The sequence below is a fragment of the Paenibacillus sp. KS1 genome (assembly GCF_001680695.1).
GTDB classification, from domain to species: domain Bacteria; phylum Bacillota; class Bacilli; order Paenibacillales; family Paenibacillaceae; genus Paenibacillus_B; species Paenibacillus_B suaedae.
On record NZ_MAIS01000006.1, the window covers coordinates 26,335 to 44,326 of the forward strand.

General features: G+C 47.5%; 15 protein-coding genes. 3 read left to right on the forward strand and 12 right to left on the reverse strand.

Annotated features, from left to right (window positions below; genetic code table 11):
• Position 1: 1 nt before the first annotated feature.
• Entirely contained in the window at positions 2–775 is a 774-nt protein-coding gene (locus BBG47_RS03560) for a threonine/serine exporter family protein (RefSeq protein WP_065290544.1), read from the forward strand.
• A 28-nt stretch (positions 776–803) separates the two neighbouring features.
• The gene (locus tag BBG47_RS03565) at positions 804–1,256 is read left to right on the forward strand and encodes a threonine/serine exporter family protein (protein WP_065290545.1); all 453 of its coding nucleotides are present in this window, start codon (positions 804–806) and stop codon (positions 1,254–1,256) included.
• A gap of 23 nt (positions 1,257–1,279) precedes the next feature.
• Here the strand turns inward: BBG47_RS03565 and BBG47_RS03570 are convergent, their stop codons facing one another.
• The 11 genes from BBG47_RS03570 to BBG47_RS03620 form a co-directional block, all read right to left on the reverse strand.
• Positions 1,280–2,083 carry an AAC(3) family N-acetyltransferase gene (locus tag BBG47_RS03570; RefSeq protein ID WP_065290546.1) on the reverse strand — a complete coding sequence of 268 codons (804 nt, stop codon included), beginning with the start codon at positions 2,081–2,083 and terminating at the stop codon, positions 1,280–1,282.
• A 29-nt stretch (positions 2,084–2,112) separates the two neighbouring features.
• On the reverse strand, positions 2,113–2,934 hold the full coding sequence (locus BBG47_RS03575) for a GNAT family N-acetyltransferase (protein WP_065290547.1): 822 nt from the start codon (positions 2,932–2,934) through the stop codon (positions 2,113–2,115).
• Between the two features lie 177 nt (positions 2,935–3,111).
• Positions 3,112–4,590, reverse strand: coding sequence for an amidase family protein (locus tag BBG47_RS03580; RefSeq protein ID WP_065290548.1), 1,479 nt, complete (start codon positions 4,588–4,590; stop codon positions 3,112–3,114).
• A gap of 91 nt (positions 4,591–4,681) precedes the next feature.
• Positions 4,682–4,861 (reverse strand): hypothetical protein, encoded by a 180-nt coding sequence (locus BBG47_RS03585; RefSeq protein WP_065290549.1) that lies wholly within the window; start codon positions 4,859–4,861, stop codon positions 4,682–4,684.
• 96 nt (positions 4,862–4,957) lie between these two features.
• Positions 4,958–5,635, reverse strand: coding sequence for a carboxylesterase family protein (locus BBG47_RS03590; RefSeq protein WP_065290550.1), 678 nt, complete (start codon positions 5,633–5,635; stop codon positions 4,958–4,960).
• A 45-nt stretch (positions 5,636–5,680) separates the two neighbouring features.
• Positions 5,681–6,502 (reverse strand): GNAT family N-acetyltransferase, encoded by an 822-nt coding sequence (locus BBG47_RS03595; RefSeq protein WP_065290551.1) that lies wholly within the window; start codon positions 6,500–6,502, stop codon positions 5,681–5,683.
• A 41-nt stretch (positions 6,503–6,543) separates the two neighbouring features.
• A complete protein-coding gene (locus BBG47_RS03600) occupies positions 6,544–7,050 on the reverse strand; it encodes a GNAT family N-acetyltransferase (RefSeq protein WP_083189062.1) in 507 nt (168 codons plus the stop codon).
• 248 nt (positions 7,051–7,298) lie between these two features.
• Positions 7,299–7,823, reverse strand: coding sequence for a GrpB family protein (locus BBG47_RS03605; RefSeq protein ID WP_065290552.1), 525 nt, complete (start codon positions 7,821–7,823; stop codon positions 7,299–7,301).
• Positions 7,824–8,418: 595 nt separating this feature from the next.
• Positions 8,419–11,637, reverse strand: coding sequence for a cohesin domain-containing protein (locus tag BBG47_RS03610; RefSeq protein ID WP_065290553.1), 3,219 nt, complete (start codon positions 11,635–11,637; stop codon positions 8,419–8,421).
• Entirely contained in the window at positions 11,619–13,178 is a 1,560-nt protein-coding gene (locus BBG47_RS03615; protein ID WP_065290554.1) for a dockerin type I domain-containing protein, read from the reverse strand. Before BBG47_RS03615 ends, BBG47_RS03610 begins: the two co-directional genes overlap by 19 nt.
• A gap of 16 nt (positions 13,179–13,194) precedes the next feature.
• Positions 13,195–14,844, reverse strand: a complete 1,650-nt coding sequence (locus tag BBG47_RS03620) for an S-layer homology domain-containing protein (RefSeq protein ID WP_065290555.1) — start codon at positions 14,842–14,844, stop codon at positions 13,195–13,197.
• 599 nt (positions 14,845–15,443) lie between these two features.
• Between BBG47_RS03620 and BBG47_RS03630 the strand changes: the two genes are divergently transcribed.
• Positions 15,444–16,127, forward strand: coding sequence for an MIP/aquaporin family protein (locus tag BBG47_RS03630; RefSeq protein WP_021255130.1), 684 nt, complete (start codon positions 15,444–15,446; stop codon positions 16,125–16,127).
• Positions 16,128–16,217: 90 nt separating this feature from the next.
• On the opposite strand, the gene ltrA is transcribed toward BBG47_RS03630, so the two are convergent.
• Positions 16,218–17,618 (reverse strand): group II intron reverse transcriptase/maturase, encoded by a 1,401-nt coding sequence (ltrA, locus tag BBG47_RS03635; protein ID WP_065290557.1) that lies wholly within the window; start codon positions 17,616–17,618, stop codon positions 16,218–16,220.
• Between the last annotated feature and the right edge of the window lie 374 nt (positions 17,619–17,992).

A 17,992-nucleotide genomic window follows, 5' to 3' on the forward strand; every position in this document is an offset into this window, starting at 1 on the left:
CATGAATATCGGCACGTTGGCGCGTGATAAGGATTACCTCTTGGAGACAGTGCTCTTTGCAGGAAAGTTGCTTCTGGAGAACGGAGCGGAAACAAGTCGGGTTGAGGATACGATGGAGCGGATGATTCGCCACGCCATCGGAGATTCCCGTCCAACTAGCGATTACACCTACGTAACCGTCAATGGCATTTTCGTGAAGCTGAATTCGGGCGGTTCTCAATTTCAGAGAATCGATAAGCGACAGTATGACTTGAATAAAATATGCGGCATCAATCAGATATCTCGGGACTTTGCTGCTGGCCGCATTAGTCTTCAAAACATGCGGCATCGTCTATTCGCAATTGAAAGGGATGTGTGCAAGCTGAAGCTGTGGCACAAGTTCATATGCACAGCCTGCTTGAGTGGGAGCATCATTCTCCTATTTGGAGGATCATTCGTGGATGTGCCAGCAGCCATATTCGCAGGCCTCGTTTCCTATTTCATACATACCTGGTTGACACGAGCATTGCATGCGCCCTTCCTGCCTGAATATGGGGCGGCCTTGCTTGGCGGTATGGCAGGCTATATAGCTTTTACTTATAGAGGGGTGCATCTTGATCTCATCATGATGGGGGCGGTTGCTCCGCTCGTACCGGGCATCGCTATCACGAACGCGATTCGCGATATGATGGCCAGACATTATATTTCCGGCATGATCGTGGCAATCGAAGCGTTGTTTACCGCTAGCGCGCTCGGCGCCGGCATTGCAAGTGCATCTTATCTATTTCTTCGGTAAATCAGACAAAGAAAGAAGGGGCTTGACGATGAGAGATATCGCCATTCATATGATATGTAGCTTCTTTGCTGCTGTATCGTTCGGGCTTCTATGCAATGTGCCGAAGCGTTCGGTTATTGCGGGAGGACTGATAGGCACGATCGGCTGGATCACTTATATCCAGCTCATTTCCCGAGGATTCGTTGTTTTTCTATCTAGCTTCACGTCTGCGTTTTTACTGGCTTTCGCTGCGCGGGCTGCAGCCAGCAAGTTCCGCTTGCCAGTTACGGTATATATCGTACCTGGAATAGTGCCGATCGTGCCCGGCATTACATTCTATGAGGCGCTTCGCAGACTAATTGCCGGCAGCGACTCCTTCTCAGGCTCCGGAATTGTGCAAGTTGCATTCGGAGCAGCGGGTATTGCTTGCGGTATCGCAATTGCAGATGTTCTATATCGTTCTATAGCTAGATTCATCTTGCGTCATTACCAACATCGATAGGTACAAAGAGGTGCTGTGTGCGTTCAGCGTCGATTTCTCTCCATCCACTGAACAGCATAATCAACAAGCTCTCGGACAGGCATAAGCAATGCATCTGCATTTGCTATTTTCCCGCTGCGCACATAACCAGTATCACGGGCAAAGTCAGCCCCCAGCTTCTCAAAGTCATCGGTATCGAAGTCTATATCTTGATAGGCTACCCATGATTTCACACCGTCTACGATCATCGGAGATTTCAACACCATCATCTGCTTGCTCACATATTCAGCACGATACTCAGCCAAATGGATAGACGTATTATTGCCATGCCCAACGCCCAGCAGCAAGACCCAACCGTTTAGCTCGTACAGTTTCGCTATCGGAGACTGTTCACCCAGACTGTAGTCGAGACTGTGATTCGCAATGATCCGATCCTTGTTCGCTCCCCACGCAGCAAAGGAAACCTGAGGATGATAGCTTCGCACAACCCCGCTCTGCTTACGGAAAAGCTCTGGAATAATCCCCATTTCCAAGCACGGTGTAAATGCAATATCAAATGCTGGCATTTGCTCCCGAATCGGTTCCCACCACGATTCCGGAACAGGAGGGCATTGCCATGTCGATGGATCTGATAAATCCACGGTATGCGTTGGCATGACCAGAGTTCCCTGCTCACTTAGCTGCTCTTCGAGCGCCAGTATGACAGCTGATGCGCCGCCCGCAACCCAGCTGCCTAATGATTTCATAGAGGAGTGCAGAATAAGGTTCATCCCCGACTGCACGCCCAGAGCCTCAAAATCTTTCGTTAATGTGTCAATCGTAAATAGTTCCCCGCTCATGACTTCCATCTCGAATCCCACCTTATTTGAGTTACTTTCTATTTGCTCGTCCATGTTGTTCGTACGTAACCCATCTTCATTCCTACCCGCTCCATATTACGATGGCTTGGTGATAGAAATGCGCACTGGCTAACGGCCAACCGGCAGCCAAGCTTTGCTGCTTCTGCGATTCTATGTTTCAACAGCCGGCTCTGCAATCCGAGCCTGCGATATTCCGGTAAGGTCGCCGCAAATGTCAAGGAGGCAATACTGTTGTGCATATGCATGACCCCTGCAGCGGCAGGCTGCTGATCAACATAAGCGACATAGAACTTCCAGCCCGGACGATGATATAAAATTCGATTATTCATCGCGACATGCGGGATTCCGCTGTCCGGTAATCCAGTTCCCTTGCAATGAATCGTGGCATACATTTCGAAATCGTCTTCTTGCAGCTCAGCTACGCGAATGCGCTGATCATCCACCCACTTTTCTTCAAACGCCTTCGGCTCTATCCCGTAATACATGGATGTATGATGACCAGAGGGATACATGCCGCGCTCCGACAACCGCTTCAGAAATGGAGCGTCCACCATCCCGGGCACAATTTCGAATTGCGGCTTCCCTCCACGATCCGTGAAGAACTTCATCATATCTTCGATTCGGTCTATATCCGCTCTTCTGCATCCTTTTATCGTGTTGAAGGTCGGCCAAGGCATTCCAGCACTAAAGTAGCACGCAGCTTCCCCAATTCGCTCCAGTTTTACAGCCTCGGGATTGCCCGGTTTCTGCTGAATCGCAAGCATGCGATCCCACATATAATTGATTTCGGATTGTTCAATTTCATTGATTAGCTCTTCGGATGCGATGCCGCTTTCCATTTCCAATCCACCTCTAACTCTAGTAGGTATCGTAATACTATTCACACAGTTTCGAGACTGCAGAGCAGGATCAATATTCCAGCTATTTTGCTCATAATAGATGCAATAGATACAATGTGTATCACTCACGATGAATAAATATACAGCACCCTGTCCTCTAACTAAGGGATATCCCCATTATTTTTCTAACTGAGGAGCAACCCGATGCTTCGTCGCCTGTTCATAACCATAGGCCAGTCTAAGCAAAGTCGGTTCCGCATAAGCCCTTCCGACAAAGGTAACTCCTTGCGGCCCTTTCGTCGTATAGCCCCCAGGTGCTATAATCCCAGACTCGGCATATCCCGCCGGGATGGTGATGGATGGATACCCGGCTCGAGCAGCCAGATCAGCGCCATGCTCATTGCCTAGGAAGAACAGTGCATCCAGTTGATGCTCACTCAAGACTTCGTCGATGCCTTTGCGAGCCATCTCCTGATTGCGATTGAGGCTAGCATGGTATTCTGGCTCCGTTAGCGTACCACTTGTCTCTTCCGCCAATAGGAGCACATTTTGACCGTATTTCAAGGCAATGTCTGCGTGCGCTTCATTGTACGCAATAACCTCTGCAAGAGAATGGACAGGCATCGTAATGTCCAATCGAGCTAGATAGTCATTCAGCGCTTTCTTGAATTCATATCGAAGTACATTGGAATCCCAGTTTACATGCTCACAAGACAGCTCCACCGGATCAATGATGGTTGCACCCTTGCTTCTCAGCACCTCGATGGCAGACTCCATAATCGCTAGCCTCGCTTCATCCAAGTCCTGATAATAAAATCTTGGAATCCCTATTCGCGCCTGCCCGATGAAGCTCTCATCTAAAAATGGTGTATAGTCGCAATATGATCGAGACTTACTCGTCTGCGTACATGCATCTGTCTCGTCGACCCCCGTTATCGCACCCAGCACTATGGCTGCATCTCTTACGGTTCGCCCCATCGGTCCAGCCGTATCCTGACTCACTGTAATCGGGATAATTCCGCTTCGGCTGACGAGACCTAATGTCGGCTTTATGCCAACAATACTATTTTGACTGGATGGAGAAATAATCGAACCTGACGTCTCCGTTCCAATTGCAGCAGCTGTTAAATTTGCCGCTACCGCAACAGCCGAACCCGAACTCGACCCGCCAACAAATAATTCGCCTGGCCCGTATGGATTAAGCGTTAGCCCACCTCGAGAACTATAGCCCGCCCACATTGTGCTTGACATAAAATTTGCCCATTCGGTCATATTTGCCTTCCCTAGAATGATCGCGCCCGCCTCACGCAGACGTGCTGCTACGTAAGAATCTTCTGGTGCGATCCATTCCGCCAGTGCGATCGAACCTGCACTTGTGTGCAGCTTGTCCTGTGTATCGATATTATCCTTCAATACAATGGGGATGCCATGAAGCATCCCACGACATCCCCGTTCTTGCCGTTCTTTATCCAGTTCACATGCAATTGCAATCGCATCCGGATTTACTTCTAAAATGGAACGAAGCTCCGAATCAACCTTACGGATACGTTCCAAATAGACGTTAACCAGCTCTTCCGCGGTCAGTTCTCCCCCATTCATTGCCGCCTGCATACTTGATATATCTGCTTCGATAATCCATGTAGATAATGATTCCATGTTCGATTCAACAACCTTCTCTGTCGTGTAATTTTCTATATCTATCATTCTTGTTCTAACGATCTACTGTGTGAATAAATGATTCATTCATCTATGCAGAGCCTGCACCAATAAACTGAATGACTCCGATTCCGAATGTAACAAGGAAAATAACGATAACTGCAATGATTACATACTTGAACCCTCGAATAAACCTCTGATTTCTCTCAAGCTGCTTCTCTACCTCCGTTAGGCGCTGTTCAAGGTCTTGCAGATTTACTTCCTTTGACATGTCTTCGTTCCTCCTAATGAAGATAATCTATTGGAATAAACCGGATTGGCAGCTGGAAAAGATCATGGATGCTCGTTCATCGATTTAACTTATTTCTCATTTCGCTTCGCTTGATGAAGCAGGCTTGGAGTGGCTTAGCAGCCATTGATATAGCTCTGGATTTTGATAGGTTTCCGTCCATGCATCATGATTGGCATTCGGATATATGGTTAGCTTGGCATTGCCGCCTGCTGCGTTCGCCGCATCCACCATCTCGCTCGATTTTTCAGCAGGTATGATAGCATCTTTCTCACCATGGAATGCCCAGATTGGTGTATGCGTGAGCTGTACTGCCTGTTTTGGGTTTCCCCCGCCACAGATCGGCGCTATCGCTGCGAATTTATTGGGGTAATTTGCGGCCAAGTTCCATGTTCCAACTCCCCCCATACTCAGACCAGTTACATAGATCTTGCTTTCATCAATACGATAGGTTTCGCATACGTCATCCAGCAAAGCGATAATTGCATCGCGTTCGATTTCCCATAATGATTCTTCCGGGCATTGTGGAGAGACGATAACAAAAGGGAGTTTTTCTCCCTTCTCAGCCAACTTCGGCGGTCCATGCCGCTTCACTAATTCGATGTCGTGTCCTCTCTCGCCAGCCCCATGCAGGAAGAGCAATAATGGCCATTTCGCCTCAGGATCCTTTCCATACTTGTCAGGCAAATATAATAGATAATTTATCTGTACTTGCTTCGTAATCTCACGCTGCATTCGATGTGATAATTGCGTCATTCATCATCAGCCTCCTGGTTTACATAATAGAAAGTACGTTCCCTACTACAGCTTATATTGATATCCCTTGTAGCTCATTTCTCTCTGGAACCCTATTCGCTCTGCAATTGCACTCGACGGCTTATTCGACGCTGTACAGTCCCAGCACATCGATTGTCCTTGGGAAAACAAATGCTCCGCATACGCACGAACTGCAATCTTCGCAAGCTTGCGTCCACGATATTGCTCTATCGTGTCAATTCCTAGCGCATGAATATGACGGTATCGGAATCCGGTCATGCACAAGCTTGCGACGGTCTCATTGTGCATCACACAAAAACCACCGCCTTCTTGTAGAAACTGCTCCGTAGATTCCCAGAAGTCCTGAACCCTTGATTCGAGAAAAGAATGATTCCGAATACTCTTATTTTGCAGCAGTTCCTCGGTAACTTGAACAACCGTATAATCACCGTCAGGCAATTGAATTGCATCTTGCTTGTAATCCGGCAACATTAGCGAATATACATAAGATGTCCATGAGGACAACTCTCGATCGGCAAATATGTGCTCAATCGCTTGATTCCAACTTGGATGAGTGCCGATGCATTCTGCCCACCCCAGCCCTAATTCCATCGCTTCTTCACGTAACACTTTATCCATATAGACTCTTATGTCCCTATTGAAGGATGCATTAGTAGCGTCACCAACAAATAAAAAACCATCTAAATTGCCCTGCCACACCATTGCGGACCTTGGCGAGTCCGGATGATCGACAAATATTCTGCCGGGGTTGTTGCCTGCAACGATTGCCTTCGGCTCCAGCATCGTAGTGCAATTCACTAAATCCGTACATGTATAAAATTGCTCGCGCTCAAGTTCAATTATCATATGTATGTATCCCACTCTTTTCGTTTTTATTGATAGGGATGTTAACGAATTCTCTTCTCTAAGCAGTAAAACGGGACATCCGAATGTGGAAAAATAACCGTTCCTCTTATTTCATAGTGTAAATGTTGATAGAATGATAAAGCCCTTTCATTTTTGGAATAGCAATCTAATCGAATGCTAGATAGAGAATGGTTGCCTGCATACCACTCTGCAAAGCCCATTAATTTCGTTGCTATCCCTTGCCCCTGCCATTCTGGATCAACCCCAAGGCGATAAACAACAAGACACTCCGCATCCTGACCAGACTGCCATTGAATCGTCTCATACTCGGTAGGCTGACTGATGTGCAAGGTAATGGCTCCACAAATCAAATCATCCTTAAAATAGGCATACATTGACCCACTGGTTATACTTTGTTCTACCACTTCCACGTTGGGATAATGTTCATCCCATTGATCGATTCCTTGAGCAATCATATGTGCTGTGCACTGTGAGAAGAGCTTCATGATGTGTGGTAACTCCAACTTTTCAGCTAAACGAATGGTCACTTCATTTCCTTCTTCCTATTGGTTTTATACGATATTTTACAAAGGAATAACCTTTTCTTCCCTACGCAACAATTCCTGTTTTTTGATTTTTCCTTTCTATTACACTCCCGCTCATTCTGCACAAATTCTTCCTTCGTTAAGCCAAATAGAATCACATCTATTTACCGTCCATCGATATACCTTCAATATACCGCTTAAAGTGGAAGATTGCTTGTGAAAGAACAATATAAATAAAACTTTACCCTACCTTAATCCAGATTCACATTTTCCCTACGCGCCATATTGATGATGCCTTGTATGAAATCAGCCTTCCCCGCTGTGTATTGAACGCGATCATGCGGAAATTGTGCAGCTAAAGCATGCTTAAGCTGCATATACTGCTCCCTTGCATCCCGGTGCATCTGTAAATAATTGCGGAATCGGATATTGTCCTTCCAATTCTCCCCATTATACAGATAGACATGCAGATGTTCTGTGCCCGCTCTCCACTGTCCCCTGCGAAAAAACAATCGTTCAGGGAAATCTGGCTTATGCACATATTCATAACCAATCTCCAGCAATCGTTCGATGTGCTTCGCCTTCATATCTTCTAATTCCCGTACACCAAGCATCATATCAATGACTGGCTTGGCACTGAGCCCCGGCACCGACGTGCTTCCGATATGCTCAACCGCCAAACCTATGTCCGCGACGGCTTCCATAATCTTGTCTCGTTCTTCTTCATACCTTCTTATCCATTCAGGGTTATATGAATCAATAATGACCTGTTCCATATTCGCACCTCATCCTGTCAAAACTTCAAAAGCATTTTTTCGAACCAGCTTCCTGAAAGATCACACTCTACAGGGCAGATATTAGTGACAACCGCGTCAGATCAGTATCCTGTTAATGATTGCCCCTTCATAATTATAAATCCATATCCCACTTCATTCCAAATTGATCTACTAATATTGTCAAATATAATTTGATTCGTATGTAACAGTGTATTCATTATGTTGCTAATCTGTGGAAAAAATAGAGTATTAGACTGGAAAGTTTACCGTGAATATTGGCCCCACTTCCCCAAGTCCTGTCGAGATTTCAGTTGGATACCTTAGTGCAGGAACTTATGTCCTTAAAGGGGAATTTCAAGGTTCTTACGGTAGTCTTGGGATGGTTAGTTTGAATCAAGTCTATTAAAATAAAAGGGCCAAGCGTATGATTTCGTTCGTTTGGTCTTTTTATCTATCGCCCGCCCAAAACTAGTCGTAACAACGTACTATAAACATCTCATTGATGTACTCATAGAATGAGACAGCGCCCCTTTTCCGGCATTCAACCGAAAGAAGGGGCGCCTTGTTTATAAAGGGCTGCTCAGATGGCAGAACCCTAGTTCACGGACTCTAGCGATTTCAATACGACCAGTGCAATATCGCTGATATCAATGATTCCATCTCCGTTCAAGTCCATCATTCGGTTGCTGTCGTCAAGCTTCTTGCCCAATTGCTTGGCAATGAGCGCGATATCCTGAGCGTTTACTCTATGGTCTTTGTTGAAATCTTCTACATCGTAAGCGAATCGGATGCCAAGCTTCTCATCTTCCGAGAGCATATAAGACAGTTTGGTCACATCTCCATTTTTGTCGGTAAAGAACGACTGTTTGGTAAGCACCACTTCCGCCGGATTGCCAAATTGCTTCGCCTTTATGGTTATATGCGCAATATCCACGTTGCCGCCTAGTGCTCGATCTCCTAACTGAGTAGCAATGATGTTGACTTTGCCCTTCGCGCCGTCTTGGTTCCAACCCAGATAAGCGGTAGATGTGGAACCGAACCCGTCTGCCATCCGAACATCCACCACTTCGAACAGGGCGGGGTCAAATGCCAATGCTGCCTGCACCGCATACAGGTCGGTAACGTCCTTGGCATGCAAGATCACATCAAACGTATCTCCGACGGACACTTCGCCCACAGCCTTCAATTGCAGCCCGCCCGGAGACTGTCCTTCAAAGGTCACTTGGTCATAATATCCGACCATCATGTTCCACGCTGAAGAATATAGGGATATTCGTGCGAATACCGCTTGTTCTGGAGCAGTGCCGGTCGCTGAAATGTCGATCCATTCTTTTTGTGGCATGCCTTTAATTATCGTGCCTGCTACCGTACTGATCCGGGCACCGGATTTATCATAGAAATATAAAACGATGCCGGAGTCATCCGTTCTCAAGCCTTCAATCAGTCCCTGCTCGATATAGAGTTTCGCCGAAGCCGTATATTCGCCGCCGCGGACGACTGGAATCGGATCGCTAAGATAGCTGCCGATTCCTTTATTGCTTTGTGACTTGTCAATAATCTTCAAGCTTTGCCCTTGTTCTCCACAAAAGCTCTGTTTCTGTTCCTTCGAAAGGCTATACTCAACTTCCGTTCCTGCTTCCGCGCTGCTCCAGCCTGGGATGGTTCCATCCGCATTTAGCGGTTCCCCGAAACAGCCGTTTCTCACAACCGTCTTTACGCTGTCAGATTCGGAAATCGGGATCATCATTAATTTCGTTTTATCCGTGTAATAGATTTGTTCATGTCCGTCCGCGTCCTTAGCAAGTGTCATGAAGCTCATCTCAAAGTTGCTTGGAGTTAACGAGCGATACTCCATCGTGGCCGGATCCACAACCGTCATCCGGTTCGCCAGGCTGATATACAGAAGACCATCCTCACCCCAGCGGGAATAATACGGACGCCACATTCCGTAATCCTTCACATCGGGATATATGTTTTTTTGCTTGACGACCGAAAGATCGTCCGGATTCAATGCAAAAAGTATGCCGTCAACGCCGCCCCACAGCAAACCGTCCGGACCAATAGTAAGGCCGCTGATCATCCGATGATTGCCAAGCCCAGTCAACGATGTAAGCTGTGTATGCATCGTCATTTCCTTTTTCGCGATATCCCAAACAAACACTTCTGGGTTATTCGCAGGCATCGTTGTGTTTAATCCTCCAGATTTGGTGGTTGAACCATAAATTTTACCGTCCTTATAGGCAAGACCTACAATGCTGTGATCCTGGATGATATTGCGATACACCTGCTTTTCCCCGCTTGCCAAATCGTAAATCGTTAATGCTCCGCCCAATTGCCCATAGTCCGGAATCGTACCGATCAGCAACTTTCCGTCCGCATACTCCATCTTATAGGGTCTATCTTGACCTGATCCAACCTGGAACAGCTGCTTGGGCTCGCTCATTTTGCCATTGGAAATATCCGTCTCATAAATGTACCCGCCAGGATATATCCCGTAATATACCTTATTTCCGGCAGATACGATCCCTTCCGCTTGTCCGATCAAGAAGTTGGATGATTCACGGGTTACCGGATCAAACGCACCTCCGACCCCGCCGGGATAAGCGGTCATATACAGGCGTCCATCCGTTCCCCGCTCCATATTATGAATCGGAATCGGTCCGCCTTTGGCGGCAACGCCAGGCAAATCTTTGCGCAGTCCTTTCTTCACGTCCAGCGCCGATAATTTGCCGTTGGCCTGGATCGTCACGATCGTGCGGTCAGGGGTTAGCTCAGGATCCCCCATATCGATCCATGCCGCCCCACGTAAGGAAGTAGCAAAGCTAATTCCCGTATTTCTCGTCGCAAGCGTCGACAAATCAACCTCCAAGATGCCTCCGTGGGCTGGCACATAAGCCTTGCCGTCCGCGACAGGGATCTGGTTATAGCTCATCACTCCCTTACCGTTTACTGGATCAACACCTATATATTTATCTTCCCACTTCTGTTCCTGCAGATTGTAGTAGACCATCATCAAACCTGCTTCTCCACTTGCTTTGACAAACAGATATTTATCCACTATGGCCATATCATAGGCAAATTCCAGTTTTTCATGTTCTACACCAAGAATGCCCGGTACTGCGTCGGAGATGACTTCCGAAGCTCCCGTCTTCACGTTCACTTTCACGACTTCGAATGGAAGCGCCATGCCGGCATAAATGTAACCATCAACGTAAGCCATGGAGCGTATATAGTTGTGGTTAGCAAGTAAACTCCCGTAATCCTTTAATTCTTTTGTCTTCGGATTATATCGGAACAGCTTGCCATGATCATAGGTGCCGATATAGACATTTCCTTCTGGATCGGTCGTCATGGACCATACTGATTTCTCGCCCCCGATGACCTTCAGCTTCTGAACGGACTTGGTAGCCGGCGAGTAGCTCCACAGCTCTCCCGTACCTGATGCGGTATTGGTGCCAATATAAACGGTACCGTCGGGAGCAATGACATGTCTCCACGATTGGGCGACTCCTTCAAGCTCAAAAGTACGGATTAGCGCGTTATTTTTGACATCTATCACGTTAAATACGGCAGGAGTAGTTGATGCTGTTGTGTACAGCACATCCCTTCCATTTTCTTTTCCCATCACGCCATCGTTGATCGATACGGTACGGATCGGATAACCGAGATTTATGGGCGTTCCAAACTTTAATTTCGACAATTTACTCTCCTTCTCCGAGGCTGCCTGCGCCCCCATCGGCAATAGCGTACTCAGCCCCAGTGCCAAGATAAGCGCCATAGTAATTGAACGGTTTCTCATACCGCGTGGTACCATAGAGCATGTCCTCCTTCATCCAAATTCAGCAACTTCGACAGGATCGCGTTGGTCAGCGCCTCGACATCCGCATGATCAATTCTGCCGTCATTGTTGATATCATATTTCCAGTTGTCCCCCGCCGCCATTTGACCCACCATTTTGGCTACAGCCATCACATCAAACAGATCAATCTTCCCGTCGCCGTTCACATCCAGAGATGCTCTGCGGATCTGGGTGCTAGCCCGTTCATCGGATGTACCGATATAAATCTTGTTGTTCTGGATACCTTCTGAATCCTGTATGCCGGAGCCCGAAAGCAGCGTAACATCAACACGATCTGGTTCACCCAAAACTTTAAAGTTGACATTTATGATCTGTTTATCATTGCTGACGCTAGAACCCGCTGTTTTGGATACCTCGAATTTCAGAACCCCCGCTTCATGACTCCAATCCAGCTTTGCTTCCCCACCTGTATGAAAATCACTTGCGACGGCTGCATACACAACCTCCAGCACTGTCGGATCATAACGCAAGCTGCCAAATGCCTTCTGCACGTCCTGACCTCGGCTCAGGATAATCTTGGCTTCAAGCTGCTGGCTGCCTGAAATGCCTGTTGGCATTTGCAGATGCAAGGTGCCTGGCGCTTTCTCTTCTTGCGGTGAGGTTAAAGTGAAGTCATCATAAAAAGCACCTGACTCCGCAGTAAAGTAGTTAGAAATAGAAGCTGCTAATCTCGCATTTACAGCATTGGAAGGAGCAGTACCCGTTACCGTAACCCGCATCCACGACCCGACGGTTCTTAAATGAACGATGTTCTCGCCATCCTTATCCGTATTGACCTGTTTCCCGGCTGCATCATAGAAACGAAGCACAAGGCTCGCTCCGGCCGCATTTCCTGCATTCGGGGCAATATACATCATGGCCGACCCGTTATACGTATAGCCCGGCGTTACATGGCGCGGATCGCTCTGCACATAAATCGGCAGTGTATTCGATTTATCTACCAGCTTCAGGCTGGAAGTGCCGTAATACCGCATATCCTGCGTTATTTCATAGGAAGTTCCCTCATTCGGAGCAAAAAACATGCTCCAGCCCGGGATGGTTCCATCCGCATTCAACGTCTCTTCAAACCCGTTATTGAAGAGTGGTTTCACTTCATGAATTTCTTGAGAAGCCAGTTCGCCCGCCCCTACAGGCTCAAGCAGCGGACCCTTTTCTTCTCCTTCCGGGATCAAGGAGTCATCCACCGGATCTTCCTGCGGTTGTTCAACCATACCGTCCGCCGGATCACCATCTTTGCCATCGGACGGCACATCAACTGAACCATCGCCAGGCTCACCGTTATCCATACCAGATCCATCAGTCAGCCCACCATCAGCGGGTTCGCCAATCGGCTGATCGACTGGATCACCGCCCTGTCCGGCAAATATCGCATCTTTACTTACCCCAGAAGCCTCGGCGGTTCCGGGAACAAGCATTAACGGCTGCAAGGTGATTAGAAAAGCCAACGCGGCAATTCTCCCCATTTTCCAAGCATTTTTCAATCCGGAGTTCAACATAACCGACTCCCCTCCCTTATTTCGCATGCTGATGCATTTTCCAAACCAACACGGCCGTATCGGCACGATTTGAAGACTGCTTCGGCATAAATAGGTTCTGCCCCGTACCTGAAACGATCTTCATTTCTTTTGCCTTATTTACCGACGATTGGGCCCAAGAACTAATTGCATTTTGATCAGCAAACGCATTGCCTGAAGCCTGCGCATTGCCGCCCTGAACCTGACCGAGGATTTGTAATGCATTCATCATCATGACGACCATCTGCTCACGGGTCACCGGTTCATTCGGCTTGAATGTGCCATCGTCATAACCTTTGGTTATTTGAAGCTGATGCATTATTTTCACGTCTTCGTAATACCAATCGCCTTTCCTAACATCCGAATATGCAGCTTCTTCTTTACGATCCGTTATAAGCCGATCCAAGGAGAGCGCTTTCACGATCATGGAAGAAAACTCAGCGCGGGTCACTGCTTTGCTAGGCGAAAATAACGTCTCCGATATCCCTTGCACGATATGCTTCGCAGTCAGAGCCTCAATTGCATATCGAGCTTCCGGATAAATGCCGGAAATATCTTCATACGACTTGGTATATTCAATCACTCGGTATGTCCCGGCCTGCTTTACAACCAGCCCGAATTTACTAGCCTGCTCTTGATGGAGGGCTTCCCTGATATAATCCCAAGCAGCCGTAGCCGTGTTATAACGATAAACGCCCAGTTTATTGACATCACGTCCGCCCAGCGTATATTCCAACAATGCATTAAGCTCGATTTTATTGATTTCCGCAGTATTCATCTTCCATTGAGACAGAGATAATTTCATGTCCTCCAAAAGTGTTTTTCGCTTGATTAGATCCTCTGGAGTAATCACATAGGTATCCAAGCCCTCTTTATTCATAGAAATGGAAGATAGTTTTTCCAGGATAGATAACGCAGCTTTCTGCATTACCTCCTTGTCCGCCGAAGCCGGTTCCGATTTCAACCCGTTCAGTAAGGTTTGCAGCATTTCCGCAGCATGTACCGGATCCTTTTCCTTCAATATGGCATCCATATTCCAAACCGGCTCCTTGCTTGAACCCGTCTGTCCGCTCGTGGTGCCCGATCCTGAACCTGACCCCGATCCCGGAGACGGATCTCGGTCATCCTTCTTCGAAATTGTAAATGTTATTGCTTCACCTACACTAGATGTAAGCACTTTCAAATCTTTGTATCCTTGCTCATTAACAACTCTTTCGCTGCTTACGGCTTTCACATGCTGAATCTCGACAGCGGCCTGTTTTCCCTGCAGCGCCTTAAACGTAATTTCTGCTAGGCGAACAGATGCCTGCGGAATTCCTTGCAGCTGTTTTCTCATCACGGGGATATAAAGCTTCCCTTCATTGGCATCATCCTTGTAAGCGCCAAACGTATCATACCCGTCACCGGCCTTTACCTCCAGCACCTGCAAAGCCTTGAGGTCGTACGATAGCGAAACCTCGACACCAAATAGATCATTGAAATTTTCACCGCTCACTTGCAACTTGAACGTGTCACCAACATGTACGCTACTTGAAGGGTTACTAAGAGCAATCCGTGCCCCCTCTGCCGCCTTGGCGTCCATGCTACCAAAGTTGAAAGACGTCAATATGAGCAGCATCAAGCAAAGCCCAAACATCATTTTTTTCATCCTGATCTCTCCTTTCGGATCAAACTTTTGGGTTAGATACGGATTTAGCTAAAAGGGATCACCTCCTTCGGTCATGTCCTTTATTTTGTATAAAGTGAACCCATGATTGTTCAGATGAATTTTTCAACATGAAGTGCCATGGGTAAATGAAAACCCGCTTCATCATCTTACAGTCGATAGTAGCGGGTTTTCTTCGTTGTATATGGAAATGCAATTCTAACTGAATCTCCTTTTGTAGTTGTGCATGTTTCATAATATTGCTTGAGTGAAATTGAAGTTTTGACGCTTTCATTTTCAAGGAACTTTTCTCCTATTTCGCCACCTACCAATTGGAATTCTTACCCACCCCTCGATCTGATATAAATTTCTCTACCAGCCTACGTTTTCCTCTTTTATTCGCGTTATATCTTTAAAGGTAAGACAAATGCCCTTTTTCTGAATCGGATTCAACATATTTTTGCTGTAATGACGCGTAGTCTTAACAGAGAAAGGACATTTTTAATGACTTTTCAGAAAATATTGGATGTTTCTTTATGGTTTTCAAAAGTGTATATGGTATTTGTCATTGACAATTCGTAAGTATTACAAGGAGGAACTACATGCACTCACCAATCAAAAAATATCTTTCCGAACTTATCGGTACATTTGTACTCGTTCTGTTCGGTTGCGGAAGCGCAGCAACTGCAGGAGCACAGCTCGGAAATCTCGGCATCGCCTTTGCCTTCGGCTTGTCGATCATTGCGCTGGCCTATGTAATCGGGCCAATCAGCGGATGTCACGTCAACCCAGCTGTCTCACTTGCTATGCTGTTCAATAAAAAAATGTCTGTTACAGACTTCATCGGGTATGTTGTCGCTCAAACAATCGGGGCTGTGGCAGGCGCTGGATTGCTGTATGCAATCATTGATTCCACGGGCACTGCGGTAACGAACCTTGGCCAGAACGGATTCGGGGCTGGTTACGGCATCGGCATTACACCAATGATGGCATTCGTTGTCGAAATCGTATTGACGTTCGTGTTCATTTACGCCATTCTTGGTGTAACTTCGGATGAAAGCAAGGGCAGTGTAGCCGGAATCGTGATCGGTCTTACACTTGCGTTCGTTCACATTCTTGGTATTGGATTGACAGGAACATCCGTTAACCCTGCCCGCAGCTTCGGGCCTGCTGTACTGCTCGGCGGCGAAGCATGGTCCCAACTGTGGGTGTTCGTAACAGCACCATTCGTTGGCGCTATTCTAGCGGTCATTGCATTCCGCGTATTGGGCAGCCGCAAAGCCTAAGATAGACACCAACAATCGAGTAGGAGGCTACCCATTAATTGAGTAGCCGACCTCTCACACCACCGTACGTACCGTTCGGTATACGGCGGTTCAATCGTTTGAGTGCAATTTGCGAAGATGCTCGTACCGAGCAGGGAAGTCATAATACCCTGCCTGTACGAGCTTTTCGTTTGTTATAGAGCGGTTCAGTACTGCACTTCCGGCAATACGCCAGTAGCCCAGCCTCGTGTTTCCCCATTGGTAAGCCTGCCACTCCGGTATCCCCAGCTTGCGCAGGTTCTGCACCTTTGTTCCCGGCTTCTTCCATTGCTTCCAGATGTACATACGCATCCGCCTTCGAAGCCATTCATTCCAGTCTTGCAAAATTCGCCTCATGTCAGCTACGTAGAAATGTCCCAGCCAGCTGCGAATGTAGACCTTTACGCTTTCCATCACTTGTCTGGCGTTCCTGCCTTGACTCCGGCTCGTCAGCTCTTTCAGTTTCTTCTTTGCTTTGACCAGAGATTGTGGATGGGTACGAATGTATACGCCGTTTCCGTTCTTCCCCAGCGCATAGCCAAGAAATTTGAAGTGCTTCCGTGCAATCGCACTGGCTACCTTGCTTTTCTGCGTGTTTAGCTTGAGTCTCAACTTATTCTCCAAGTACTTCCGGCTTGATTCCAGAAGCCTCGTCGCTGCCCGCCTGCTTTTCCCCAGCACGACAATGTCGTCTGCATAACGGATGACGATCACGCCTCGCCTTTTCATCTCCTGATCGAATTCGTTCAGATAGATGTTCGCCAATAGCGGCGATAGCGGGCCTCCTTGTGGAGACCCCTCTTCTGTCTCTCGTCGTACTCCATTTTCCATGACCCCGCTTTTCAGATATTTCTTAATTAAGCCTGTGACGCGCTTGTCTTGGATTTGTTTGCGGAGAAGATTCATCAGCAATTCGCGGTTCAACGTATCAAAGTACTTCGAGAGATCGATTTCTACCGCATGGTTGTAACCCTGCTCCGCGTAGGCTTTCACTTTCCGAATCGCTTGTTGCGCACTCCGCTTCGGGCGATAGCCATAGCTGCCGTCTGAGAACAGCGGTTCAAACAGAGGATGCAGTTGCTGGGCAATGGCTTGTTGGATCACGCGATCTACCACTGTCGGTATGCCGAGCTTTCTTACTCCGCTTCCATCCGGTTTGGGGATTTCCTTGCGCCGCACCGGGCTTGGTTGGTATTGACTCTCCCGGATACTATGCAATAGTTCGTCTTTGTTATCTCGCAGCCACGGTAGTGCCGCCTCGACGGTCATTCCGTCTATTCCCGGCGCCCCGTGGTTGCTTTTGACCTGCTTGTAGGCTCTATTCAGGTTGTCTCTGCTTAGTATCTTTTCAAGCAGGTCGTCTGCACCGTCTCTTTCTCTACTTTCCCGAGCTCCGGCACTCCGCGCTCCCGCATACTCTTCGTGTTCCACACTATCCCTTTGTGGGCAGCCCTTTCGGTATTCTGCTTTCAACGCACCGGTTCTCCTTCCTGTATGTACTCAAGACTTACGATTGTTCAGCCCTTCCGCTAGCCGCTGTGGCGATTCGCGTACTATGGCGTCTGCTGACTTCTCACAACAAGCTTTACTCCGTCTTTCGGATTTTTTTTCCTACTCCACGTCTGTGAGACCTCCCCGGGTAAGAGCGATAACTTTCCCCTCATCCATCTGCCACATCTACATGATGAGATTCGGGCAGTATTGGACTTTGCTTTGTATGGCAAGCTCGTCCGTCCCATCATGCCTTATATGTGATTTCTGTTCGTCAGACCGAGGATTTGCCTCCGGCTTCCTTCAGATTCCGCCTCGCGACGGACACCCTTGCCTTCAGCTAACAGTTCCTACTG

Coding starts and splice junctions, on each gene's coding strand:
- BBG47_RS03560 (WP_065290544.1), top strand. CDS start 2: ATGAATATCGGCACGTTGGCGCGTGATAAGGATTACCTCTTGGAGACA.
- BBG47_RS03565 (WP_065290545.1), top strand. CDS start 804: ATGAGAGATATCGCCATTCATATGATATGTAGCTTCTTTGCTGCTGTA.
- BBG47_RS03570 (WP_065290546.1), bottom strand. CDS start 2,083: ATGGAAGTCATGAGCGGGGAACTATTTACGATTGACACATTAACGAAA.
- BBG47_RS03575 (WP_065290547.1), bottom strand. CDS start 2,934: ATGGAAAGCGGCATCGCATCCGAAGAGCTAATCAATGAAATTGAACAA.
- BBG47_RS03580 (WP_065290548.1), bottom strand. CDS start 4,590: ATGGAATCATTATCTACATGGATTATCGAAGCAGATATATCAAGTATG.
- BBG47_RS03585 (WP_065290549.1), bottom strand. CDS start 4,861: ATGTCAAAGGAAGTAAATCTGCAAGACCTTGAACAGCGCCTAACGGAG.
- BBG47_RS03590 (WP_065290550.1), bottom strand. CDS start 5,635: ATGACGCAATTATCACATCGAATGCAGCGTGAGATTACGAAGCAAGTA.
- BBG47_RS03595 (WP_065290551.1), bottom strand. CDS start 6,502: ATGATAATTGAACTTGAGCGCGAGCAATTTTATACATGTACGGATTTA.
- BBG47_RS03605 (WP_065290552.1), bottom strand. CDS start 7,823: ATGGAACAGGTCATTATTGATTCATATAACCCTGAATGGATAAGAAGG.
- BBG47_RS03610 (WP_065290553.1), bottom strand. CDS start 11,637: ATGGTACCACGCGGTATGAGAAACCGTTCAATTACTATGGCGCTTATC.
- BBG47_RS03615 (WP_065290554.1), bottom strand. CDS start 13,178: ATGTTGAACTCCGGATTGAAAAATGCTTGGAAAATGGGGAGAATTGCC.
- BBG47_RS03620 (WP_065290555.1), bottom strand. CDS start 14,844: ATGAAAAAAATGATGTTTGGGCTTTGCTTGATGCTGCTCATATTGACG.
- BBG47_RS03630 (WP_021255130.1), top strand. CDS start 15,444: ATGCACTCACCAATCAAAAAATATCTTTCCGAACTTATCGGTACATTT.